We start from the raw sequence: 24,132 nt of genomic DNA on the forward strand, positions 1-24,132 counted from the left end.
AACTTATAAAATTCAAGCCGGATTGCGTATATCACAAGCTGCTCCCCTTTCCGGTAAGGTCCAGGAAGATGCTCTCCAAATTTCTCGTTTGCTCTTCGATGCGAAGCACACCAATATCGGCAGCAACCAAGTCTCTATTCACCTGTGCAACTTGTGAGTCCGTGATATTTTCCAGTAATAGAGAATCCTCTCGTACCTTCGGAAAAAATCCTCTGCTCGCGAGCAGTTCCCGCGCCCCCAGATTATCTTGTGACTTTATGCGGATGGTTGGTCTGCTTCGGGCTTGCAGCTTCTCCATGCTTCCTTGAAACAGCATGGTTCCACCGTGGATAATCCCCACTGAAGTAGCCATCTGCTCGATTTCCGAAAGAAGATGACTGGAAAGAAGGATCGTCATGCCGTAACGCTGCGGCAGCGATTTGATCAGTTCCCGCATCTCTCCGATCCCCGCTGGGTCCAGGCCATTTGTCGGTTCGTCCAGAATCAGCAGCTTCGGAAAAGAGAGCATCGCCATCGCAATTCCCAACCGCTGCTTCATACCCAGAGAATACTGAGCTACCTTTTTATCCTTTTGCTTTTCCAATCGAACCATCTTCAGCGCTTCTGTTACGTTTTTATCCGGTACACCCCGCAGCCTCTGTACAACACGCATGTTCTCAAGTCCGGTAAGATGCTCATAATTTGACGGGGATTCAATCAGTGAACCGATGTTTTGTAAAATGTAGCGGCGGTTTCCCTCCAATTCCTTTCCGAATATATTCACCGTTCCATCCGTGGGCCGGACCAGTCCCAAGATCATTTTCAAGGTAGTCGTTTTCCCTGCACCGTTTGGCCCCAAAAAGCCATAAATATCCCCTTCGCAAACGGACAGGTTTACCTCTTTAACAGAGAAGACATTCCCGTAACGTTTGGAAAGGTTGTGGGTAGTTACGATTTGATTCATGTTTCATGGCTCCCATCCATCGACGTTGTGTTTCTTGTGTCAAGTATGGCAGCCCTATCTTGCTTCAACCTGAAAATGACCTTACGTCAACCTTAAATAGTGGAAATGAGCGAGTATATAGCCGAAAAATTGTTATAGTGGTAATGGGTGATGGATGATGGAAGAGCTGCAATATAAAAAACTGCTCATAGTCGAGGATGAGCGGGAGATTCGAGATATGGTGGACAGATTTCTTCGTAAAGAAGGATTTACCCGCATCTATCAAGCCTCAAACTGTGCGGAAGCCATAGAGCTGTGCCGTTCCGTGAATCCTGACATCTCCATCCTGGATGTAATGCTCCCGGATGGAGATGGCTTTTCCCTGCTGACTTCTTTGCGTCAAATTTCCAATATGCCTGTCCTCTTTTTAACTGCACGGGGAGAGGATGAAGACCGATTGCTCGGATTGGGACTCGGTGCAGATGATTACATTGTAAAACCATTCTTGCCGCGAGAACTGGTTCTGCGACTGAAGGCAATCCTGCGCAGGGTCTATTCTCCCTATGTTCAGGAAAAGCGGCCAGTCTTTCAATTAGGTTCACGCTTCATTGATTTGGAAAGCGGCACTGTGAAAAATCAAGATGGCGAGTTCCCTCTGACAGCCAAGGAGCTTATCCTGCTTTCCAAGTTATATGAAAATCAAAATCGAATCGTTACCAGCGACGCTCTTTGTCAGGCAGCATGGGGCGATGACTATGAAGGATATGAAAATACACTCATGGTACACATCCGCCGCATCCGCGAAAAGATAGAACCCGCCCCCTCCGATCCTCATTATCTGGTCACCGTACGTGGCCTGGGCTATAAGCTTGTCGTGAAGGGGGAGTAAAGATGGAAAGCACTGTCCGCATCTTAAAGCGCTTCATCAATGCTACTGCCCTTATCTCCCTGTTCCTCTTGCTCCTCAATTTCATTGTACTGCTGCTCTGGATTGGGAACGGAATTAACGCGGATGAGTCCCCTTCCATTGTTGTACAGAAGGTCGCAGAGAAATTGGATGGCGGCCCCAATCACTATTCCCTGGACACTCTCTTGCAAAAATTGCTGGAAGAGCAGCAAATATGGGCCATGCTCATTGACAATACGGGGAAAGTTGCCTGGGAATTCAAGCTGCCAGACGAGATCGAACGAACGTATTCCCTGACAGATGTAGCCAAGTTCTCCCGCAGTTACTTGATGGATTATCCGGTCTTTGTCTATGAGCATCAGGAAGGATTGGTAGTGGTGGGCTATCCAAAAGGCAGCCTCGCCAAATACCAGCATATTCTTCCGGTCGGATGGGTGGAAAGCTTGCCGCTGAAAGCTGTCCTTCTGTTGATCGGCAATATCATACTTGCTTTGCTGTTATCACTCTTGATCGGATCCAAGCTGATTCACTCAATCCGTCCGCTTACGCATGGCATACACGCACTCGCTGAAGACAGAGAGGTAAAGATTGAGCCGAAAGGAATATTGGCTGACTTGGCGACGAGCATCAATCATGTCTCCTCGCTGTTGCAAAAGAAAACCCAGTCCTTAAACAGCAGAGATGAGGCTCGCTCCAATTGGATTGCAGGGATTTCACACGACATTCGCACCCCGCTTTCCATGGTGCTAGGCTACGCAAGCGAAATTGCAGAAAGCGACGATGTTCCTTCCGAGCACAAGCGGCTGGCAGAGATTATTCGAAAGCAAGCAGAGCATCTGCGATCACTGGTTCATGATTTGAATCTTGTCTCCATGCTGGAATATGAGATGCAGCCCTTAGGGATGAAACCGCTTCGGTTATCAGCATTGGCAAGACAAGTTGCTTCTGAATTCCTGAATAACGGTGTAGATGAAGGTTTTACACTTGAAGTAGATATTGCGGATGAAGGCTCTAAGATCAACGGGGATGAACGACTGCTGCTGCGGGCAATTACCAACCTGCTGCAGAACTGTATCCGTCACAACCCGGATGGCTGCCAGATACGTTTGCATACCTCTTATGATCCGGATAAACAGATCTGCCGGATTGTTGTCTCGGATAATGGGAAGGGAACAGCCCAAGAGGAACTGACTGATTTGCTAGAGTTGCCCTATTCGGCCAAGAGGAATCGTCCTCGCCAGAACGGGCATGGGTTGGGGTTGCCGATGGCGGCACGGATTGCGAAAGCGCATGGTGGACGGTTGAGTTTGTTTAGTGGTGTTGGGGAAGGGTTTTGTGCAACGATAGAACTGCCTCCGGTAAAATCGAATGGATAAACCAAAAAACCACCCTCGCTAGGTGGTATACATGCATATGTGTGGTGGAGACGGGGGTTCGCCCCCCCGTCCGGCGCCAGTACCCACAGGGTGAAAAAGCGAGAATACCCCATGTTCCCACATCCTCGGTAATACCAGATTGTTTACCCCCTACTCAATCGGTAACATGATTTCGACAGTCGTTCCTCTATTCTTTTGGCTATTGATCTTCATGCCTCCCCGATGTGCCTGGACAATTTTATAACTGATCATCAGGCCTAATCCCGTGCCCTTTTCTTTTGTTGTATAAAATGGCTCGCCCAATTTTTGTATGCGGTCTTCGTCAATGCCATCTCCTTGGTCAATGAAGCGAATCGAGACTGCATTTTGCTGCTGCTGAAGTTGAATCTTGATTTCCCCTCCGTTTGGCATTGCTTCAATTGCATTTTTAAGAATATTAATGAAAACTTGCTTTAATTGATTTTCTTCACAGTTCACAATGAGGAGCGTACGTTCAAACTCAACCTCAATTTGGACATCATTCATGATGGCTTCTGTTTTTAGCAATTCGACGACCTGATTCAATAGAGCAGTGAGTTCTCGAGGTTGAAAGTTGGTCGCCTGTGGTTTTGCCAGTACCAGAAATTCGTTTACAACCGATTGGATTCTGTCCAACTCCGATAATACCATGTGAAAATATTCTTCTTTGTAGTTGCCCTCCTTGATAAACTGAATGAACCCTCTGATGGAGGTCAATGGATTTCTGATCTCATGAGCAACGCCTGCTGCCAATCGCCCCACTACCGATAGCTTATCGGATTTGCGCAACAGTTCTTCCGTCCTCTTCAGCTCAGTGATATCACGACTGATGACTACAATTCCTTTTCGACGTCCATCCGAATTAAACAAGGGGACTTTACTGACATCAAATACTTTGCACTCTCCATCCGGCTGCGGGATGATTTCTTCCAACCGGACAGTACTGCCCTTTTCCCAGACTTTATTATCTGACTCTTCACAAAGCAACAATGCTGTAGAAAAAAAAGGGGCAATCGCTGCCAGTTCACTGTCCCGCTTTCCTTGAAAAGGGGTATTTTCCAGCTGGAAAGTACGCAAACAGCAATCATTCGCTTCCACCCATCGCCCTTCGCCATCCTTGAAGCAAACTGAATCCGGCATGGCATTAATCAAGGTGCGCAATTGCTTTTCTTTTTCTTTTAGTGCTTCTTCCATCCGCTTGCGTTCTGTAATATCTCGGAGGATCGCAACAAAAGCGATCACATTCCCTTCCGTATCCGAGAGCGGTGACACAAACGTATTGACATCCAGCAGACTTCCATCTCTGCGCTGTCTTACTGTCTCATACGAGGTGACATGTCGGCTAATAACGATTTCCTGTTGAAGTCTGCTGAACTCATCGTGCAGATAGTCGGGAATCGTGGGCAGATCCCCACCGATTACTTCCTGCTCTGTCCAGCCAAACATTCTCTCAAAGGCTCGATTCACTTTTATTACCTTGAAATGCAGGTCCAACACAACAATTGAATCGACAGTGTTTTTGAGATACAATTCCAATTGCTCTTTTGTTGATTTCAGATCCTCCTCGATTTGTTTATGCTTGGTAATGTCTTTCGCAATTCCGTAAATCCCGATGATTTCGTGTTGATCAAACATCGGAAAATAATGAATCCTAACGTCGATTGTATGCCCATTTTTGTGTCTGACAGCGATTTCAATTTCCTGCGGCTTGCCCATTCTCACTTTCGCGAAGTGGTCTACTCTTTTATCTACATACTCTGGCAAAATAAGTGACTCAATGTTGATATTCCGCAGCTCTTCAATCGTATGGCCAATCAATCTCTCGACAGCCGGGTTTGCTTCCAATATATTCCCCTGCAGGTCATAACAGATAATTGCGGAAGGATTATCTTCAAAAAGGGACTTGTAAAAGGCATCGCTCTTGATAAAAGATTTGGCAGCGGATCGCTCCATAACAATATCACCTGATACTGATTCGACTGCTGTTTCAACAGGCAGGGACTTCGGTATTCTTTCGTTGGGAACGGGCTTTATGACGTTCGGAGGAAAAACGTAAACGATCGCCCCTATCGGATTGCCACCGTATATATAGGGACTGAGTTCAAAGCGCCAGAATCCTTTACGATGTTCAACTTCCCATTGCATTCTAGACGTCAAGGGGAAGGGGGTAGAAGGAGCACCCACTAAAAAATCATTTGCATCTATCCAACCTTCGATATATAGCATAGGGGATGCATGGATTACCTTACACCCGCGATCCAAGATCAAGAAAGGAGTTTTCGCAGAAGAAGCTTGAAGTTGAGAGTAGTTTTCCGTAAGTCTAAACCGCTCTTGCTCCAGTTGTTTGTAAAGCTCTTGTTCTACCTTTTGGGCTGCTGAAATAACCGCAGATAAAGAATGAGGATGATACGCTCTCCATAAGCCCGTCATATTCATGACCCCCAGTATTTTTTGGGTCGCCGGGTCTCGGATGGGAGCTGCAGAGCATGTCCATTTTTGTACTTCCTGACAAAAATGCTCTCCGGCAAATACTTGTATAGGCGAACCGGTAACGAGTGAAGTCCCGATCGCATTGGTCCCAGCCTTATTTTCTGCCCAGGAAGAGCCGTTGACAAAGTTCATGTCCTCAGCTTTTAACATGAGCGACACATCGCCATCCAAATACACGATATCTCCGGAGGAATTGCAAAACGTTATCAAATGACCAGCATCAATAGACTGATTCTGCAATTGCAAAAGCAACGGCTTCAGAATGGGATAGTGCAGTTCGGTTAGCATATATTCCTCGATCTGCTCCTTGGAAAGATTAATTGCAGCCTTGTTATGCAGCGGATTGATGTTTTGTTCCTGACAACGCTGCCATGACTCGTACATCACCGAACGGATTAGCGGTTTTGATTTGACACCTGTGATAAATTGTTCCCACTCTTGTTCAAGCTTTACTCTTTCTAAAGAAAGACTAGCACAGCTATCCAGAGCTATCAGTCGATTCATGGTCTTGTTCCTCCAGATAATAAAGTGGACCACTAATAATTGTGATAATATTTCGACAACTATTTTTCAATTCCTTTTGGGTTGAGGCCATTATTTATTGGTGGCGAGCATAAGTAAAAAGAGGGTGTCCCAAAAGTCATTGTAGATGACTGAGGGACGGCCCTCTTTTCATTTAGTCAAACAAAAAGAAACCGCCCTTTGGTAAAATGGAAGTACCACCCACCATTTACAAAAAGGAGACGGTTTCTTTGTACATTCAATATACCATGGATCAACTCTGCTTACCAATGGATTTAGAAGAAGACATTCCCGCAAATCACCTCGTTCGTGTGATCAACGCCGCCGCCAATCGTCTCGACGACGCCATCTTCGATGCGGCTTACCCCGGAGGCGGACGAGACAGCTATCACCCCAAAATGCTCACCAAAATCATCATCTATGCCTATACCCAGCGTATCTATTCCTCTCGCCAAATCGCCAAGGCTGTCCGTGAAAACATTATGTTTATGTGGATCGCGGGCAGGCAACGCCCAGACTTTCGTACCATCAATCGGTTTCGCTCAGAGCGCATGAAAACCGTATTGGAGACCGTGTTTACCGCGGTGCTTCAATTTCTGGTTGAGGAGAACTATGTGCAACTGGAGCATTACTTTGTGGACGGCACCAAGATCGAAGCCAATGCCAATCGGTATACGTTTGTTTGGGGAAAGGCAGTCGTGAAGCAGAAGGTCAAGCTTCAGGAGAAAGTCCAGACCTTGTTCGCCGCTATTGAAGAAACTGAGAGGCATGAAGAAAAAAACACGAGGGCAAGGATCTTCGTGAAATAGATGAGTCTTCTGCCATCACCAGCGAAAAACTGGAGTATGCTGTCAAGCAATTGGAAGAGCGCCTGCAGGAGAAGCCGAAAAACAAGCCACTAAAGAAGGCGGTGCGCACCATCCGCAAGGATCTGCTCCCTCGCCTCCAAAAGTATGAGACGCATGAGACGATTTTAGGCAAGCGAAACAGCTACAGCAAAGCGGACCATGATGCTACGTTTATGCGGATGAAAGAAGACCACATGCGAAATGGCAAGCTCAAGCCGGGGTACAACATTCAAATCGGCACCGAAAATCAATTTATTCTCGGCTACAGTGTCCACCAGCGGCCAACCGATACACGCTGCCTCATCCCTCATCTAAAGAAAATAAAATCACAGTTCGGCAAGCTGCCAAACACCGTCATTGCCGATGCGGGCTATGGCGGCGAGGAGAACTATGACTACTTGGAACAGAATGAAGTCGAAGCTATCGTCAAATATAGCACGTACCACCGTGAAAAAAGTAAGGCATGGCAAAAGGACATTAGCAAGATTGACAACTGGTCCTATAACAGCGAACAAGATACGTGGACATGTGCGGCGGGTCAAACGCTCCATTTCCTCCGAGTAAGTAAGGAGAAAACGGAAAGTGGGTATGAAATCGAATACCGTCATTACCGCAGTACCGGTTGCAAAGAGTGTCCGCTAAAGCCTCAGTGTACAAAAGCCCAAGGAGATCGTGAGATCAAAGTCAGCATGAAGTATTTGCGGCTAAAGAACCAAGCAAGGCAAAAACTCCGCAGCGAAGAAGGCTATGCCCTGGCCGTGAGGCGCATGATTGAGCCGGAGCCCGTATTTGGCGATATGAAGAACAATCGAGGCTTTAAAAGGTTCCTGCTTCGAGGCTTACCAAAAGTAAGTCTGGAAGTCGGGTGGCTTTCCCTTGCCCACAATCTGCTCAAGAAAGCGGCGGTAGACGCTAAAAACCAAGGAACGAAGCGAGAACGGACCGCTTAACTCCTTGGTTTCTTCCGAAACTCATCTAATTTTTTTGCTGATGAGGGTGTTCCAAAGTTTACTTTTGGGACACCCCCTTCCGGGGCTATCCCCTATATCAATCCATTACATAGCAAATGCTATGGGATCAATGTAATCATACTATATGCAGTAAACCATAAAATATGACAAAAGAGCAACTGTGAAAGTTGCTCTTTTGGGATCAATTAGGTGTACGTGATTATTCACGGGATCAATGCTTTCACTATGAATTATTGCACGACAAAAAGCATCTGTCAAGTAGCGGTGTGTCTTGTGGTAAACAATCTCCTAATCGCATCATCAATCTTCATTATGTCTTGATGACTTACGGAAGCTACCCTTCCTTTCGCTCGTAGCGGATAAGTGATTCTCCTCAAGCTTATCGTTCGGATCTGTTCAATAAGTGCCGTGTTATTATAATGTTCCAGATCGATATGGAAAAAGTACTCGTCATGTAGTCGTTGAGTAGTAAGTGGTACAACAACAGCGATCGGAGCTTCCTTTGTACTCCATAGAAGGACTACGGGCCGATGCTTATTTTCTTCGCTGCCGATGTTTTCTCCTAATTCCGCCCAATAAATTCCCTTTCGAAAAATCGGAAATTTATGGACATTTTCTGAACCGAACGCTAAGACAGCTTTCTGCTTCATCCACTTAACAAATTTCACGGTTTTTTCGCGATCCGGCTGAGTCGTTAGGAATTCTTTAACTTCACTCCAAATTTTTTCAATATCCTCTTCTTGCGATCCCTGCAACAGTCACTACACCTCCATCCCATTTGCTTCCATCCAATCACGCAACAGCTCTTCAACAAAAATTTCTTGATGAATTTTCACACCAATCAAGCACATTTTTGAACAAAGTCGGTCATCCCAATCAACCGTCATTTTCCGCAGTTTCTGTTTTTCCGTATCCGACAAGGACATCCCACATTCTGTATGCCTCTCGTAATCTGAAAAACTCATACGCCATGGCACAAAATGCTTTCTGTATCTCCGAGCAAGCCCTTGTGCGATCTCCAAGCCTTTTACATCAAAATCTCCGGAATAGTGAAGACGTAGCTCATGATGGTCATTTGTCTCCAAACAGCGGTCTATAAATCGAATGGTGGCCGCACTCGGCTGACCATTTAAACAAATGAATATCGGAAGGCTGTCACAACTGATGAGGTCCATTGGATTCTCCCATTGCAACGTTTCGTCCAGCAAGGTTGCAAACACCGAGGGGTTTTCCACTGCATAAAGCGCAGAGAATGGTTGAATGGCAGGCAATCTCTCTACTTGCCGAAGTGTCAAAACGATCTCTTCTTTTTTTTCGGTCAGTTGCGGCGCAAAGAGAATGACCTGGGAAGAAATATCATCGTCGGCGATACCCGCAAAGCGATACATTTTTCGAATTTCTAAGCTTTTGACCGGATCCACCTCGTCATTCTCGTTTATGCTGCCAGTGCTGGACGATTCCCACTCTTCACCAGAAGCTATTGATTGAAAAAAATCACTTGACTCGTGATCGAATTCCCGTGAAAAAATCTCTCGAAGACTGTACCACAGCAATCGCCCAACCGGATATTTGAAATCGAACCTGTGAGCATTTTTGGCAACCTTTGCAGCAAGTACAGGGAGACGGATAAACTTCTCAGGTGGGGCACATTCAACCTCTGTATCTTTTTTCTGCTTCAACTCCCACACACGACAAAGCGCATCCAGACAATACACAAAATGTTGCTGAGCTTCTCCCGGATTTTGGATATACATTCCACGCAAAATCCGGCGGCTTCCTTGCGCAGCCCCTTTTCGCAAGCCTTCCACCCATTCGACAATCGGAACCGGCAATTTGCCACTCTTCATCGTCTGCAATGCCTCATCAATAAACTGGTTCCAATTCCTCTCTGCTTGTTGTTCCTCTTCCGCTCGAGTCAACACTTCTTGGCCATCGAGACAAGTAAGCAATTCTTGAATCGTTATTTTGTACCCACTCTTTTGTAAAATGTTATCCAATTTCTTCATCGAGAATTTCAAATCTTCCCCAGGCTTCCAAAGTTGCCCCAGTAATCCTGCAAGTGAGTCACATTCATCGGCAGATAGCTGAGGGACCCGAACGAATCCGGACACCCCACGCCGACGATACGTGTCTCGACTCGCATCAATAAACCGTGCAAGCCCGGGCTCTGAAAAAAATACCTGAATCTGATTGATCCGTTGTTCATCCATCTCCACTATTCCTCACTCGCAGCAGCTGCTTCGTCCGTCTGCAATAACGCAAGGCGCTTCCCATTCCAGCGATAACGGAACAGAGTGACAAAGTCGGCATCATTAGGACGATAGATTTCCACTACGGACAAGCTCGGGACCGTATCATAGCAGCCCCATAGCACCTGAGAGGTCATCATGTAGTCAAAATCCATTTCGGTCAGGAGCTTGAACAAGTCGCGAATGTTCTCTTCGTCAACACCGGCAAACGCCTCGTCAAGAGAGATGATTTTGGGCGCTTCGGGGCTGGCGTCCGCATACCGGGAATACGTGGCGGCAAACAGTGGAATATACATCGACATCGCCTTTTCGCCACCGCTCATCACGTTAAATCTCGAATCAGTCAACTCCCGGTACCCTGCCTCGCCGCCTTTTTTGTACCGAAGCATAAACTGGAACCATGTCCGGTAATCCAGGATCTCGTAGATGTGTTTGCGGAGCGACTCCCGCTCTTCCTGCGCCCCCTGTTTCGCCCATTGGATCCGCGATCGGAAATGCTGGATCATTCGTTCGACTTCGTCTTCCCGCAGCAGCCGCGCATCCCTGCGCAAAAGCTCCACCAATTGCTCGGCGTTCATTTCTTTCTCAGACTGGGCCGCTTTGGGCACCCATTGCAATTGCAATTTCAAGCCGCTTGAGGTGTTTCGCTCGGCCATCAGCCGGTTCATTTCCTTAATCCATTGTTCGGCACGCATAATCCGCTGGCGAACCGTCTTGCCGACACTGCGCAAGATAATTTCTTCATAAAGCTGCCGGTCCTTTTCATCCAGCAATCCGGACTGCTCCGTAATCAAATCGTTAATCTCCTCAAGCAGGGCGGATGGCGTTTGGGGCCGCAATCGATCACGCATGGATACAATTGTTACCCGCCCGGTCTGGTCATTCACCATGGCTTCCAAGACATAATCCATCAATAGATGGCGGACTGCGTTGAACTGATCGAGCAGTGAAGACGTCACGCTTTCGCGGTTTCTGCCTGCCGAGGAAGGCTGCAATTTTTCATATATCGCTTTGCATAGACGAAAGGATTCGATATCGTCTACTTTCGATTTCGATACATCCACCCAATCTCTGACAAGGCCCAAGGAGATCTCGCCATTCCATTGTTGCAATGCGCGCTCTACCGCTTGTTGAAGTTCATCAAATCGTCGCGTTCTTGAGTCTAGTCGCTCGGTTAACCTTGCTTGCTCATTTTCCTTCTCTCTGATGTCTTTATCCTTGCTTTGGATATCGCGAGTCAGTTGTTTTCTCTCCGCTTCCAACTGGGAGATACGTTCGACCAACTCATGAATGCCCAGTTCTTGCATGTGGCGTCGCAGGCTTTCAATCTTTACTTGTAGGGAGTTGTATTTCTCCTCCAGTTCCTCCGCCAGTTCTGTTTCATTGTCAATTTCCGACAACAGTTCTACGGTCTCTTCTTGCAGCCTCCCAATGGTTTGCGACGCATGCTGATACTGTCTCCAATCCTCATGCAATTTGGAAATGCCGTCCAAGTAATGCTGGATCGTTTCTCGTGCCATTTGCAACTCTTTAAGATTTTTGAGACGGGTCCATTGCTCCGTACTCATCGCCAGCTCGATTTTCAACTGCTGCCATTGATTGTTCTTTTCCCGTACACGATTGGCCATTCGTTGGGCCTGAGCCATCACCGCATGCAGCTTGTGAACGGCTTCAGAGAGAGCGTCCAATCGTTCTTGAACCAGCTTGTCATTCGGAAACGCCTGCACATCTTCTTCTACCTGAGCAATCGCTCTCTGGATTTCGCTTGCTTTCTTTTCTAACTCTCCCCATTTTTTATCGCAGGTTTCTATCTCACGCTGCAATCGCTCAATCTCAGATTGTTTGTAGCGGCGCCGGGCCTCCTTACCAATAAAACGGGCTGGCTGGGTATCTGTTACACACCCGTGAAGCGGTCCCAATTGAAAAAAGGAAGAACCGATCCAGATCGACGTGGCGTCCCACTCTTCAAATTGCGGCGTGTCTGTCGTTTCTCTCCAGGCAAACGTCCGGAGCACCGCATCGATCATCGCTTCATCGAGGCCGCTTTCCGGGGAGGGAACAGGCTTCAGCACGTCAGCGAGGGTATACCCCCATTCCGCTGGAGCGGGGGCAAGCCATACCTCTTCACCTTCTTTGACTCTGACCAGGCGTCCATCCGATGCTACCCATGCGTCAAGAAGACCGCATGCGCCAAGGACACCTTCGATGCGAGCCCGCTCCTCCTCCGTCCAATGGTCCAGGAAATCGCACACGGCATACAGCGGGGCCCCTGCTCCAGCTTCCCGACCTGTACGGGCAGCTATTCTCGCGCTGCTTCGATCCGGCTCCGGTTCACGGCTCTCCTTCCACGCTTGCTGCTCTCGCAAAAGTGCGGTTCTCTCTTCCTCGATCCGCTGCATGTCATGGCGTAGCTGCCATTCCTGTTCCTTCCATTGTCTCCGGATCTGTTCCGCGGATTCGATGACGGGTTGCTTCACATCGGCGAAATTCCTGTTTTCCAGAGAAATAGCGGAGACTGCCTGCAATACCCGTTGAAATGTCCCTTCTTCTATAGCAAGCTCTTTTAGCTGCTGTTTCCACTGAACAATCTCCTCTTTTAACTGCTGCAGTGCGGCTTCTGTCTGTTTTTCGGACTCAACCTTCGCCAGTTCGGCTGCATCCCTTTCCTGCCGTATGGCTCCCAGTTCCTTCTCTAATTCCTGCAGACTGTTCCATGCATCCCGCTCCTCCTGGGCAATCTTCTGTGCATGGGCGATCGCATCGCGGTGACGGGCTACATCCTTTTTCCACTCCAGAACAAACCTGTCTTCTTCAGGAGGGTGCTGGTGCCAATAGCGATGGTAGATATCGTGTTCGGCGAATTCCATCTCTCTTGCCAGACTCTCAAGCTCCAGCAGTTGATCTTCCTGGGCATGCAACTGCTCCGACATCAGCCCCTCATTTCTCTCGATTTCCACTTGCATCCGATCCTTGCGCTGTATGAAACCATTTAGCCGTTCGCGCGATTTGCCCAAATACTGGGAGGTATCAGCAAAATTCCCTTCCAGCACTTGTAATTCTGTCTGCTTTTCAATCGCCTCATGTCGATTCAAGATAGCAAGATCGGCATCCACTTCTTGCAACCGAGCCCGATATCCCTGCAAACGTTTATGAGATTCAGACAATTCCTGTTCCATTGCCCTGTATTGAGCCTGAACTTTTTCTACTTCCTTCGCTTCTTCGTCCGCTTTTGCTTTGGCATCAAGCACTTTTTCTGATGCTTGGTAGAGGAGAAAGCGATTATAGCGGTCATATGAATTCTCCAGCTTTTCCAGCTCACTCTGATGCAGCTTCAACTCTTCCAGCCGATCCGCGATCTGGTCCATATCTTCCAAAACCTCGGACAGTGGCCGCAAATCATCTTCCTGGAGCGGCGGCAGCGATTCCGTCAATATATGATAAATAGCTGATGGCTTAAAATCTTTAGACAGCTTTGGGCTCCGCAGTTGGATGATCAGGTTCATCAAGTCCGTGAATATTTCGCTGTCATAAAAACCAAACAACGCCTTGTTCACTAGTTCTCGATACCCTTTTTGCTCCTGTACTACTTGTCCTCCGGCCCCAATCCTGGCTTCCAGTTCACGGCGGTCCAGAGGATACTTTCCTTTCCCCTCCAACCAGGCAACCCGATCATACAGCCAGAAATCCTGGTTTACCCGGCGGCCGTCATCCAGCAAAAATCCCCAAAAGCTTACCTGAGAAGCCCCCCTGCGCGCACGCAATCCGATACCGATCGTTTTGTATATACCTTTTTGTGGATGTTGAAATTCCATCCACAAATACCCAATCCGATCAGAATGCTTGCCATCATCACCAAGCAAATAATACTCAATGCGCCGATCCCTCGAACCAAACGGATCCAGCCGGTGCGGCCGCTTGTCGCCGTCCAGCACAAGCGGGAGGAAGCTTTGCATCGTTACGGATTTCCCGGCACCATTTGTTCCCCGCAGGATGAGACGACCTTCCTCCAAAGAAATTTCTTCATCATCGTACACCCAAAAATTGAAGATGCCTGCCCGAGACATCTCCCATCGATTTCGCGTCTGCTTTCCTTCCGCAATACCAATGGAATCATTTTGCAATGGATTTTCAGGATGCATACATCTCCCTCCCCTTATGCCGGATCTTCCGTTTGATAGATGCCATTCCAACGGCTCAGCACCGGAGAAATAGCGAACCGGTTTTCATGCTGCCAACGGCCCAATCCCCATTCACTCATGTGTCTGGTCAATGCTTCCGCCAATTCTGCCGCTGTCATGTCCTGATGCTCCTTGCTCCAGTATTCCTTGTGGCGTTGGCGCAAAACAAGCAACAGATTTTCCATGTCCGTCCGCCCCAATATCATCTCACCATTCTCTTCCACATACCACAGCGTCGACTCGGCATGCTGCAGCCTTCTCAATTCTCCTGCTAACAGCAGCACCAGATCGGATATAGCCGACATGGTAGGAAAAAGGTCACCATCACCAGTGGCGTCTGGATGAAAAAACAACAATCCTTCCCGGTACCGACTGCCTTCCCAGCCAAACATGGCGCGGAGCTGCTCGATCAATGACCTGCGCTGGGTAATGACATAGTACAAATCGTCTGAATCCCAATCCTGATCGAGAATAACAGGCTCCAATAAAAGCCTCCTGTAGACTCGATGTCTTCTCCTTCTCATTTCTCCGTCCACTGTGTCCGTATAAACCATCTGGGCGTTAAGCTCATGGATGTCAGTGAAGCGTGTAAGCTCCTCAGGAAATTGACGCAGCACATATCGGACATTCGGAGTGCATTCATAGAGGACGTTGTTTTCGTCGTTGTGGGCCCAATCCTGCTCATCACCATCCACCGCGATCAGCACCCCAAGCTGCTTAAGCTTCTTCAGTGCACGCACCATCGACAAGCGGTGCGGATATAGCTCCCAATCGACATGAAGCCCCGTTCCAACCATCTGTTCCTGGATTTGCACCACCATGTCTTTCAACAGGAATTGGTCCAACTCCGTTTTTCCTTCCAAAAACCACAATCCATACGTGAAAAAGGTATAATCCCGCGGCTCACGAAATTCCTGGAACCCCATCCACGGGTATGCCCGAAGCGGGGCCTTGTCCAATTTTGCCATGGATCGAGTGAGGATCAGAGAAAATCCGGCGTATTCCGCAAACCAGTCTCGTAGTTCACGATACTGGTCTCGAATCCAGTAAAACAATTCAGGCTCTTCCTCCTTGGTAATCCATGGACGGTTAAGCAGAGCATGGGCACATGAATGTCGCCTTTCCCGCCACACATCGGCACCTGATCGGCCTTGCATTCGCATGCGTCGCAGTGCCCATGACCGAGTTCCGCCTCTACCCATGAACGGTCTCCTCCTTATAAGGCACGTCAAACGATAGCGTATAGTCTGGCATGTCCAATTTTCCGTCTTCACATACCAACGTTGTCATCTCATCGGACTGGGCCAACTGCAACCTCACTTTAATTCCCTCCGCCGTCACGAACGAACGGGAACCATTTCCCATGCAGCGACCGATCCATTGCAATAACCGCAACCTCGTTTTTGCATCTACAATACCCAATTCAGAGATACGCACCTGCTGCTTTTCGGCCATCCGCTGGACAAACTCGCGCTCCTCCTGCAGTTGCCGCTCAATGACAGCTCGTGCCGCCTGCTTTCGGCTTCCTGACTGTCTGACCGGTTCTGCCTCAGAACGTGAAAGTCTTTTCCGGCTTCGTGAACGGACAGGACGAATCTTGGGCACTTCATTCCACATGGAGATATCAGCAAGGTCAGTCGTGCGCTCATCCTCACCTTGCAGATGCCTGCTGGGAAAAAGGCCAAACACATATGCGGCGAGACAATGGGCATCGTTCAGTGAGTCCAAGCGGTCAAACCACTGGGCTACATACTCCAATTCTTTCTTCCGGCTGATTCCGGCTCGCTTTCGCTCTTGCAGCCTCACTGCGCAGCGGACCACTTTCGCGATCGTCTCTTTGGTTGCACGCTCCAGCAGCACAAGCTCGCTCTGCTCGTTTCCTTCTACCAGAAACCATCTCCGCAGATTTTGCCAGCCTTGCTGCAGAGAATTAGCCATCTCTTCACTTGAAAAACTGTCTTCCAACCGCGGCTTTCGCATCTCGTCCTTTACGACATGTTCCACGAACGTTTCCGCCACAATTGGGGAGATTTTAGACAGATGCCCCTCAATCTGATAAGCTTTTTTCTGCAATCCTTTGATGAAATGCTGCAAATAATCGGTCAGTTTGTCCTTCATCAGCAAAAACGCTTCCGTAGCCATCATTTGCTCCGCTTGAATCGAGTGCATGCTGGCGATGAAGTCAGCGGCATTCTCATGCATGGTTTTAAAAGCTTGATACAGCTTCTCCCAACAAATCGCAGCTTCCCCTTCTTTGAAAAATCCGCCGCTCTCTCGCACAGCTACCAGACACTCCGCTATCGTATCCAGATAAGTCGTCTCCAGCGAACCGCCGTACCCTTTTATCGTTTCCAGCGTTTGCAGCATCCGTTCGATCTCGATAGAATAAGGCGTCAGTACATACTGACTCTTCTTTCTCATGTACTCTTCAACAGTCTGAGCTCGGCCGCCATCGTGCCTGGATGCAAGATTGCGCCAATCCTTGAGCTGTTCCAGATCAGCCTGGCACTGTTCAACTGTGTAATCTTCCAGTATCCCCCACTGCTTCACTCCCTCGAATACCTCTTCTACTCGAAGCCAGTAGCGCAGCCGCTGGTATTCCTGATAGAAAAAACGCATCACTGCCCGATAGCGAGCGACATTATCTGCGTTTAAATAACGAAATTCGGGAACGCCTCGCAGCATCGCTGTTGACATGGAATGATCCATGAAGATGAACCTCCCGTCCGACTTTTCTTATCGAATATGGTATATGGGAGTTCGGAAAAAATCCAGATTGGTAAAATTTGTAAATTCATCCCCCTTTGATTTGTAAAGTTAATTGTGGTTTACGTTTATCGCTCCGTGTTAGAATAAAAAGGAAATAGGAATAGTAGGGAGGGAGAAATATGACACAGCGAGGATCTTGTGAGGAAGGTAGAATGTCAAAAAAACAACATTTCTGGGCCGATATTCAAAGGAACTTGGAGAAGTATAAATTATACGCCCAATACGGTGGACTTCAGTGCCAGAACCCGGAATGCAAAAGAAATGACTCATTTGCTTTCCATTCCTATTATCGAGGTCGCAAGCGTTATAAATGCAAATGTGGGGCTACTGTCAATGATTTTTCCCAAACTCTTTTCCACCGCTGCCGTCATCCGGAACAATGGACTGATTTTATGGATTTGGTAGTTAAAGGAGCAAGCTTAGGACAAATGTCGAAACAATTAGGGCTAAGTAAGGTAACCCTTTACCGCTGGCGAAAGAAGTTTGTGCAACTCGCAACTGATTATTATCAGGAAAAATTGCAGGGGTTAATAGTAGCCGAAGAAGTAGAGATTACCAGCCTGGAAAGACCCAAATATGTCCGGAACTCAGAAGAACTGGTGAAAGGCAATAAACAAATCTATCTTATTGTAGCCAAGGATCGACTGGACAACTTTGTATTTCAGATAAACCAGAATCGCTCGAATCTTTGGGATGCTTTTTTGAGTCAAGTTAATGACAAATCAACTATCCATTCAAATGTTCCTCTGCCCCCCCTTCCGAACAACACCGTTCTTAAAGATGTAAAGTTCTTCGGACCATCAGAAGGACATAAGACAGTAGAGAAACGTGACCGGAATAGCCCTGTCTCTCAGTTCCTTCGCCATTTTACTAACATCAGTTTGATTTATCGAGGCTTACCAATCAATGATTTGATAGGCTTCTTAAGCCTCTTCGCTTTACAACATAAGCTAAAAAAAATTACCAGAGAGCAGCAAGGTACCCTTTTCAGATACACAATGCTGACGAACAATATGGGAGCAGCAAATAAACTGCTATTCAACTGACAGGTACGGGAACTGCTGAAAACTCAAGAGAAAAATAATTGTGACGTTTTTGTGAACTCGCTAACTCAGTTACCAGACCACATTTAAGTTATATAGATGATATTTTAATTAAATTATATTATTTTATATTAATTGAAGTATAAATGAACTTATTGTTCTGCCTCACAATAATAAAACAGTTATCGCTAAGGCTCCTCCTGCGACAACTGTTTTGCATGTTCAAATCTCATGTAACCACAGGACTAAAATCAAGAAGTCCATCCGCAGTGATGTAATTAGACGTCACTGCTTGAAGGTACAGTTCCTTTTGCTTGTGAAGGCCGGTCGAAAAAAATGCCCCGCTTTGTTCAAGCATGGGCATTGTCTTCCTATTCAGTACGTACCTCTTCTTCCTGCAAAGCCTCTTCCGTCCACTTTTCCAGCTCGGCAATGAAAGCCTTGGCTTTACGGATACTCTGCTCGACTTGCTTGCTGCCTGTTCCACCCAGTACATCACGCGCATCTACTACCGTACGCATGTCGATCGCCTGGTAGAGATCCTCTTCAAAGCTAGCACTGTGCTGCTTATACTCCTCTAGCGTAAGATCTGCCAGGTATTTTCCATTGGAAATGCAATACAGCACCAGCTTGCCAATCACTTCATGCGCCTGACGGAACGGCATTCCTTTCCGCACCAGATAATCGGCCAGATCGGTGGCGTTGGAGAAATCCTCTTTCAATGCCTGAGCCACACGTTCCCGGCGCACTTCCATCGTCCGGATCATGCCAGCAAACAACTGCAAAGAGCCTTTTAGCGTATCCACCGTATCAAACATGCCTTCCTTGTCTTCCTGCAGGTCTTTGTTGTAGGCGAGCGGCAATCCTTTCAATACGGTCAAGAGGCCAATCAGGTTGCCATAGACGCGGCCTGTTTTCCCGCGCAGCAATTCCGCCACATCCGGATTCTTTTTCTGCGGCATGATTGAGGAGCCTGTACAGTACGCATCATCCAGCTCCACAAAACCAAATTCTGTGGAGGACCAAAGCACCATCTCTTCACAAAAACGAGATAGATGCATCATCACAAGCGATGCGGCACCCAGGAATTCCAGAATAAAGTCTCGATCGCTGACGGCGTCCATCGAATTCTCATAAATCCGTGCAAACCCCAGCTCTCTTGCTACCAGTTCGCGATCGATCGGGAACGTGGTACCAGCCAGAGCCCCGGCACCAAGCGGCAGCGTATCAATCCGTTTCAACCCATCCTGCAAACGCTCCACATCACGGGAAAACATCCCGACGTATGCGAGCAGATGATGGGCCAGCAGCACTGGCTGAGCCCGCTGCAAATGGGTATAGCCCGGAATCATCACGTCAAAATTCTTTTCCGCTGTCTCCACCAGCGCATCCAGGAGATCGACCAGGTAAGCGACAATCTGCTTGGTTTCCCGGCGCAAATAAAGATGCAGGTCTGTCGCCACCTGATCATTGCGGGAACGGCCCGTGTGCAATTTGCCGCCAACCGGCCCGATTTTTTCGATCAGAACTTTTTCAATATTCATGTGGACATCTTCATTCTCTACGTTGAAGACAAACGTCCCCGCATGGACTTCCTGCAAAATGCCTCGCAAGCCTTCGCTGATCTTGTCGGCATCCTCCTGCGGGATAATGCCGCAGGCTCCCAGCATCTTCACGTGGGCCAGCGAGCCGCGGATATCGTCACGCGCCAGTTTTTGATCAAAACCGATAGAGGCCGTAAACTCCTCCACGAGCTTGTCCGTTTGTTTGGTAAAACGTCCACCCCACAATTTCATCTATGGTTCACTCCCGATTTTTTATCTAGTGATTGAGCACTTTGCCCAAGAAATCCTGTGCCCGATCCGTCTTCGGATTGCTGAAAAACTCCGAAGGGGGTGCTACCTCAACAATTTTCCCCTCTGCCATAAAGACGATTTGATTGCAGATTTCCTTGGCAAAACCCATCTCATGCGTCACAACAGCCATCGTCATCCCCGTACCTGCCAGCTTGCGGATCGCATCCAATACTTCCTTTACCATTTCCGGGTCAAGCGCCGAGGTAGGCTCGTCAAACAGCATGACCTTTGGGTCCATTGCTAAAGCACGGGCAATCGCGACTCGTTGCTGCTGTCCACCCGATAGCTGGCCGGGATAGGAGCCGAATTTTTCGCCCAAACCAAGGCTGGACAGAAGCTCTTTTCCTTTTTCCTCTGCTTCCTTTTTGCCGACACCTTTGACATTGATCGGAGCAACGGCTACGTTTTCCAATGCGGTCAGATGAGGGTACAGGTTAAACGACTGAAACACGAAGCCGATATTGGCTCTCAGCTTGTTGATATCTGTTTTTTTCTCGTGTACGGAGGTTCCATCTACGACGATCTCCCCTGCCTGAATGTCCTCCAGCGCATTGATCGTCCGGATCAGCGTGCTTTTTCCCGCACCGCTCGGGCCGATCAAGGCAAACACCTGCGATTGCGGAATCTCCAGATTGATATCATGAAGTACTGTTACCGTTCCAAAGCTTTTCGTCACATTCTTTATTGAAATCATATCGGTATGATTCCTCCTTCCATTTCCGGATGAAATATGGATCGCGCCGTCACTTTATTTTGCTATTCGTATACACGGTATTTCCGTTCCAAATAACGTACGATTTGCGAAAGAGAGAAGGTGATGCAGAAATAGACAGCTGCGATGAAGGTCCAAATTTCAAGCACGCGGAAGGTGGTCGCCACCAGATTGTTCCCCACCAGGCTTAAGTCCACAACGGAAATGACCGAAGCGAGCGAAGAATCCTTGATCAGGATGATAAACTGGGAGGCAAGCGGAGGCAGTACCTTGCGGAAAGCCTGCGGAAGTATCACCAGCCGCATAGCCTGCACGTAGCTCATTCCCGACGAACGCGCTGCTTCCATTTGTCCGCGTGGAACGGATTGTATACCGGCACGAATAATTTCCGCCACAAATGCGCCCGAGAATATAGCCAAGCCAAGGACGGCAGCCCAGAACGAATCGATGCGCAAGAATCTACCCAGTACAAAGAAAATCCACAGCAGCAGCACGAGAAGAGGAATCCCTCGAACCAATTCCACGTATGCAGAGGCGATAAAGGAAAGAATCCGATTCCGGGAAATTCGGCACAAGCCTGCCACAATTCCGATCGGAAGGCTAAATAATAGCGCCATCGCTGAGATTTTCAGCGTTATCAGCAGCCCTTCCCAGAAAAGAGGAAGATTGTCCGCAATCACGCCCCATTCCATTTGGTAACCCATGAATGTACCCCCATTTCCTTTGTATTTTCAGCACATACAATAAGAGAGGAAGAGCCATAATGGACCCTTCCCGCCCTTTAAGAAATGCTCGTTTATTTTTCCGTTACTCTTTCTTTTCTACTTCGCTTCTCCAATCACTGGAATGGAACCACTTTTCAATGGAGGCTTGATCTTCCAGACTGCCTTTGTAGGAAGCGAGGAAGGAGTTAATCCAGAGGACTGTTTCCACATCGTTGAGCGGAACCGCAATCCCCAGATTGTCAGTAGAAATCAAGTCGTAAATCCCTCTTGTCTGGAAAGAAGGATTTTGCTCATATTCGCGAACAACCACTTCTTCTGTGACAACGCCATCCGCTTGTCCCTGAGTCATTGCCATTGCAGCCGCAGGGACGCTTTCGAAATCGAGTACCTTGGCTTGCTTGAAAATTTGCTTGGCTAACAGCGCACCTGTAGTCCCTTGGGAAACGGCGATCTTTTTATCAGGCTTGTCCAGGTCCTCCCAAGACTTGGTAGTCGTGTCTGCTTTCGGCACCATGAATACCTGTCCTGTCGAATAGTAAGGGTTGGAGAAGCTGACAGAAAGTGCGCGATCGCCGCGAATGGTCATCGCCGAAACCGCCATGTCAATATCGCCTGTTTGCAGGGCTGGAATCAACCCGCTGAATTTCATTTGTTTAAATTCCACTTCAACGCCAAGCGCTTTGCCCAATGCCGTCATCATGTCGATGTCATACCCGATAAAGTTGCCCTGCTTGTCCTTCATCTCAAACGGCATATAGGCAGAACCCGTACCCACCACAAGCTTCTTCTTTTCTTTTACCTTCTGGATGGTCGATGGCGCCTTCTGTTCCGGTCCGGCCTGTTGCGAACAACCTGTTACGGCCAGAAGAAGAAAGGATAACATCACGATAATTGCCTTTTTCATCAACGCTTCCCCCTCAGTAATCATTGTGTATGTCCAACCTCTAAATGCCGAATATTGGCACACGAAAGCTGTCACCTATGTTGAACCCGTGATGTACTATTTACGGGTTAGTTAAGGGTAAATACCCTGTAAATGATTGTACTCGTATCACCCTGCCATATCAACGCATTTTTTTAAAGAATCTAAAAAAAATAATCATTCATTGAATAGAATGATTATACAAACGGTATATTTTACTTGGGCGGCCGCGCGTAGCGGATGATTCCTCGCCGATGCATTCCGCCAGCTCCACTTCGCACAGCAGAGCGACAATCCTTCGCGCATTCCGTTCGTCCATATAGAGGTGGGTGGTCAAATCTTTTGTGGTGAAATCATTCCAGCCCATCCGTCGGATCAGTGCTTCGATCTTATTATAGGTTTTCACACTGATGTTTCCTTTTTTCAGCTTTTCCAATAAATCCTTGTCGTCCATGCGGAAGGAGTACGTAATCTCTTCCTTGCCCACCGACTCGCTGATCGTCCCATCTTCCTGCACGATAATCATGCCTCGTTCCGCTTTTTCCTTCGAATACTGGATCGCCTGCCTGGCGTTTACCTCCGCTTTAAAAACCGTCTCTCCAAACCCGATGCCCACCGCTGCAGTCGTTTCCGATTCCAGTGACAGCTGGAAAACGGTGTTTTGCACCATCGTCAGTTCTCTTTCAATCGCCCCGCGGGAACTGAAGATCACATAGCGGCCATATCCTTTTTCCAGCAGGGAGCCATCCAGCTTTTCGCAAAGCCGCAGCAGGGCCTCTTTCCAACGCAGCTCCTGATACTGGAGATGGTAGGGGCTTTTCGCCTTTTGGGCAATCTTGTCGAACTGCTCGATTTCCATGATCACCACGCCGATTTGCGTATCCTTGAAATAGATAGTTCTGACCTTTTCCGCAAGAATCCGAAGAGTCTTGCGAATCTCCATACGGGTCGGCGAAATCCAAAAAGCCGGCACTCCCGCTTCACGCAGCGACTGATAGACAAATTGGAAGCAGGTAACCGCTCCATCCGTCTTTCCCGCTTTCCAGAGATCCAGATGGAATTGCAGCAATTCCTTTAGATCTGTTTCTTCGTCATACAGTTTCACATAAATCTTGCTCGGAACGTTCTCTAGTTGTTGAATGGCTTCCTCCGGGTCGGACGTGTCAATCTCATCGATACTTACCCGATCGATATAGGTTCCCAGCTCACAGGCCATGTTGAGAAAGCATTTATACAGACTGGCCTCCGAGTGATGAATATGCATCATGTTTTCATCCGATCCCAGCGTCTTTCGCGCAATTTTGTACGGAATCTGTGCAGAAAAGAGCCACACGTCCACATGATGGTCATGCTCCAGAACAATCTCAGGTGTATTTTTAAACGATTGGTACGGATAGGGAATAAACTCCATCATCTGCCCAAATTCTTTCGCCACATCAAGAATCCGATCCACAGAGAGATGCGGCCCGACAACACCGATTCTATACATTTATTTTTCCCACTTTCCCCAAGATTCCTCATTTATTTTATACATGGAGTTTGTGGGAAAGCTAGTGTATTCTCCTGTTTTTCCAGTCGCCCATCTCCGCCAGGCTCGTCTCCTCCTCGTCTACCTTGCAGTGGT

The 24,132-nt window shown here is 47.9% G+C and carries 15 protein-coding genes and 1 pseudogene; 4 read left to right on the forward strand and 12 right to left on the reverse strand.

Annotated elements, in window-relative coordinates; all coding sequences use genetic code 11:
- Positions 1-31 precede the first annotated feature (31 nt).
- Positions 32-943 carry an ABC transporter ATP-binding protein gene (locus tag NDK47_RS23660; protein ID WP_251872191.1) on the reverse strand — a complete coding sequence of 304 codons (912 nt, stop codon included), beginning with the start codon at positions 941-943 and terminating at the stop codon, positions 32-34.
- Positions 944-1,100: 157 nt separating this feature from the next.
- On the opposite strand from NDK47_RS23660, the gene NDK47_RS23665 reads away from it, so the two are divergent.
- Both NDK47_RS23665 and NDK47_RS23670 read left to right on the forward strand, forming a co-directional pair.
- A complete protein-coding gene (locus NDK47_RS23665) occupies positions 1,101-1,811 on the forward strand; it encodes a response regulator transcription factor (RefSeq protein ID WP_251872192.1) in 711 nt (236 codons plus the stop codon).
- A 2-nt stretch (positions 1,812-1,813) separates the two neighbouring features.
- Positions 1,814-3,205: a sensor histidine kinase gene (locus NDK47_RS23670; protein WP_251872193.1), complete on the forward strand. Its 1,392-nt coding sequence runs from the start codon at positions 1,814-1,816 to the stop codon at positions 3,203-3,205.
- A gap of 150 nt (positions 3,206-3,355) precedes the next feature.
- Here the strand turns inward: NDK47_RS23670 and NDK47_RS23675 are convergent, their stop codons facing one another.
- Entirely contained in the window at positions 3,356-6,217 is a 2,862-nt protein-coding gene (locus tag NDK47_RS23675; protein ID WP_251872194.1) for a PAS domain S-box protein, read from the reverse strand.
- Positions 6,218-6,465: 248 nt separating this feature from the next.
- Between NDK47_RS23675 and NDK47_RS27890 the strand changes: the two are divergent.
- Positions 6,466-8,033, forward strand: a pseudogene (locus tag NDK47_RS27890) (IS1182 family transposase).
- Positions 8,034-8,308: 275 nt separating this feature from the next.
- Here NDK47_RS27890 and NDK47_RS23685 read toward each other — a convergent pair.
- The 5 genes from NDK47_RS23685 to NDK47_RS23705 are packed head-to-tail and all read right to left on the reverse strand — an operon-like array spanning position 8,309 to position 17,190.
- Positions 8,309-8,809 (reverse strand): type II toxin-antitoxin system PemK/MazF family toxin, encoded by a 501-nt coding sequence (locus NDK47_RS23685; RefSeq protein WP_251872195.1) that lies wholly within the window; start codon positions 8,807-8,809, stop codon positions 8,309-8,311.
- A gap of 6 nt (positions 8,810-8,815) precedes the next feature.
- A complete protein-coding gene (locus NDK47_RS23690; RefSeq protein WP_251872196.1) occupies positions 8,816-10,264 on the reverse strand; it encodes a TIGR02679 domain-containing protein in 1,449 nt (482 codons plus the stop codon).
- Between the two features lie 5 nt (positions 10,265-10,269).
- Complete coding sequence (locus NDK47_RS23695; protein WP_251872197.1) at positions 10,270-14,442, reverse strand: TIGR02680 family protein; 4,173 nt, start codon at positions 14,440-14,442, stop codon at positions 10,270-10,272.
- Between the two features lie 14 nt (positions 14,443-14,456).
- Positions 14,457-15,683 carry a TIGR02678 family protein gene (locus tag NDK47_RS23700; protein ID WP_251872198.1) on the reverse strand — a complete coding sequence of 409 codons (1,227 nt, stop codon included), beginning with the start codon at positions 15,681-15,683 and terminating at the stop codon, positions 14,457-14,459.
- The gene (locus NDK47_RS23705) at positions 15,676-17,190 is read right to left on the reverse strand and encodes a TIGR02677 family protein (RefSeq protein WP_251872199.1); all 1,515 of its coding nucleotides are present in this window, start codon (positions 17,188-17,190) and stop codon (positions 15,676-15,678) included. Before NDK47_RS23705 ends, NDK47_RS23700 begins: the two co-directional genes overlap by 8 nt.
- A gap of 179 nt (positions 17,191-17,369) precedes the next feature.
- Between NDK47_RS23705 and NDK47_RS23710 the strand changes: the two genes are divergently transcribed.
- The gene (locus NDK47_RS23710) at positions 17,370-18,296 is read left to right on the forward strand and encodes a hypothetical protein (protein WP_251872200.1); all 927 of its coding nucleotides are present in this window, start codon (positions 17,370-17,372) and stop codon (positions 18,294-18,296) included.
- A 368-nt stretch (positions 18,297-18,664) separates the two neighbouring features.
- Here the strand turns inward: NDK47_RS23710 and argH are convergent, their stop codons facing one another.
- The 5 genes from argH to NDK47_RS23735 all read right to left on the reverse strand — a co-directional run bounded on the left by argH (position 18,665) and on the right by NDK47_RS23735 (position 23,997).
- Positions 18,665-20,089, reverse strand: a complete 1,425-nt coding sequence (gene argH, locus NDK47_RS23715; RefSeq protein ID WP_251872201.1) for an argininosuccinate lyase — start codon at positions 20,087-20,089, stop codon at positions 18,665-18,667.
- A 25-nt stretch (positions 20,090-20,114) separates the two neighbouring features.
- Entirely contained in the window at positions 20,115-20,843 is a 729-nt protein-coding gene (locus NDK47_RS23720) for an amino acid ABC transporter ATP-binding protein (RefSeq protein ID WP_251872202.1), read from the reverse strand.
- 62 nt (positions 20,844-20,905) lie between these two features.
- Positions 20,906-21,565, reverse strand: coding sequence for an amino acid ABC transporter permease (locus NDK47_RS23725; RefSeq protein ID WP_251872203.1), 660 nt, complete (start codon positions 21,563-21,565; stop codon positions 20,906-20,908).
- Between the two features lie 103 nt (positions 21,566-21,668).
- Complete coding sequence (locus NDK47_RS23730; protein WP_251872204.1) at positions 21,669-22,490, reverse strand: transporter substrate-binding domain-containing protein; 822 nt, start codon at positions 22,488-22,490, stop codon at positions 21,669-21,671.
- A 199-nt stretch (positions 22,491-22,689) separates the two neighbouring features.
- On the reverse strand, positions 22,690-23,997 hold the full coding sequence (locus NDK47_RS23735; protein ID WP_251872205.1) for a hypothetical protein: 1,308 nt from the start codon (positions 23,995-23,997) through the stop codon (positions 22,690-22,692).
- Positions 23,998-24,132: the final 135 nt, after the last annotated feature.

The organism is Brevibacillus ruminantium (assembly GCF_023746555.1).
In the GTDB taxonomy this organism is placed as follows: domain Bacteria; phylum Bacillota; class Bacilli; order Brevibacillales; family Brevibacillaceae; genus Brevibacillus; species Brevibacillus ruminantium.

Coding starts and splice junctions, on each gene's coding strand:
- NDK47_RS23660 (WP_251872191.1), bottom strand. CDS start 943: ATGAATCAAATCGTAACTACCCACAACCTTTCCAAACGTTACGGGAAT.
- NDK47_RS23665 (WP_251872192.1), top strand. CDS start 1,101: ATGGAAGAGCTGCAATATAAAAAACTGCTCATAGTCGAGGATGAGCGG.
- NDK47_RS23670 (WP_251872193.1), top strand. CDS start 1,814: ATGGAAAGCACTGTCCGCATCTTAAAGCGCTTCATCAATGCTACTGCC.
- NDK47_RS23675 (WP_251872194.1), bottom strand. CDS start 6,217: ATGAATCGACTGATAGCTCTGGATAGCTGTGCTAGTCTTTCTTTAGAA.
- NDK47_RS23690 (WP_251872196.1), bottom strand. CDS start 10,264: ATGGATGAACAACGGATCAATCAGATTCAGGTATTTTTTTCAGAGCCC.
- NDK47_RS23695 (WP_251872197.1), bottom strand. CDS start 14,442: ATGCATCCTGAAAATCCATTGCAAAATGATTCCATTGGTATTGCGGAA.
- NDK47_RS23700 (WP_251872198.1), bottom strand. CDS start 15,683: ATGGGTAGAGGCGGAACTCGGTCATGGGCACTGCGACGCATGCGAATG.
- NDK47_RS23705 (WP_251872199.1), bottom strand. CDS start 17,190: ATGGATCATTCCATGTCAACAGCGATGCTGCGAGGCGTTCCCGAATTT.
- NDK47_RS23710 (WP_251872200.1), top strand. CDS start 17,370: ATGACACAGCGAGGATCTTGTGAGGAAGGTAGAATGTCAAAAAAACAA.
- argH (WP_251872201.1), bottom strand. CDS start 20,089: ATGAAATTGTGGGGTGGACGTTTTACCAAACAAACGGACAAGCTCGTG.
- NDK47_RS23720 (WP_251872202.1), bottom strand. CDS start 20,843: ATGATTTCAATAAAGAATGTGACGAAAAGCTTTGGAACGGTAACAGTA.
- NDK47_RS23725 (WP_251872203.1), bottom strand. CDS start 21,565: ATGGGTTACCAAATGGAATGGGGCGTGATTGCGGACAATCTTCCTCTT.
- NDK47_RS23730 (WP_251872204.1), bottom strand. CDS start 22,490: ATGAAAAAGGCAATTATCGTGATGTTATCCTTTCTTCTTCTGGCCGTA.
- NDK47_RS23735 (WP_251872205.1), bottom strand. CDS start 23,997: ATGTATAGAATCGGTGTTGTCGGGCCGCATCTCTCTGTGGATCGGATT.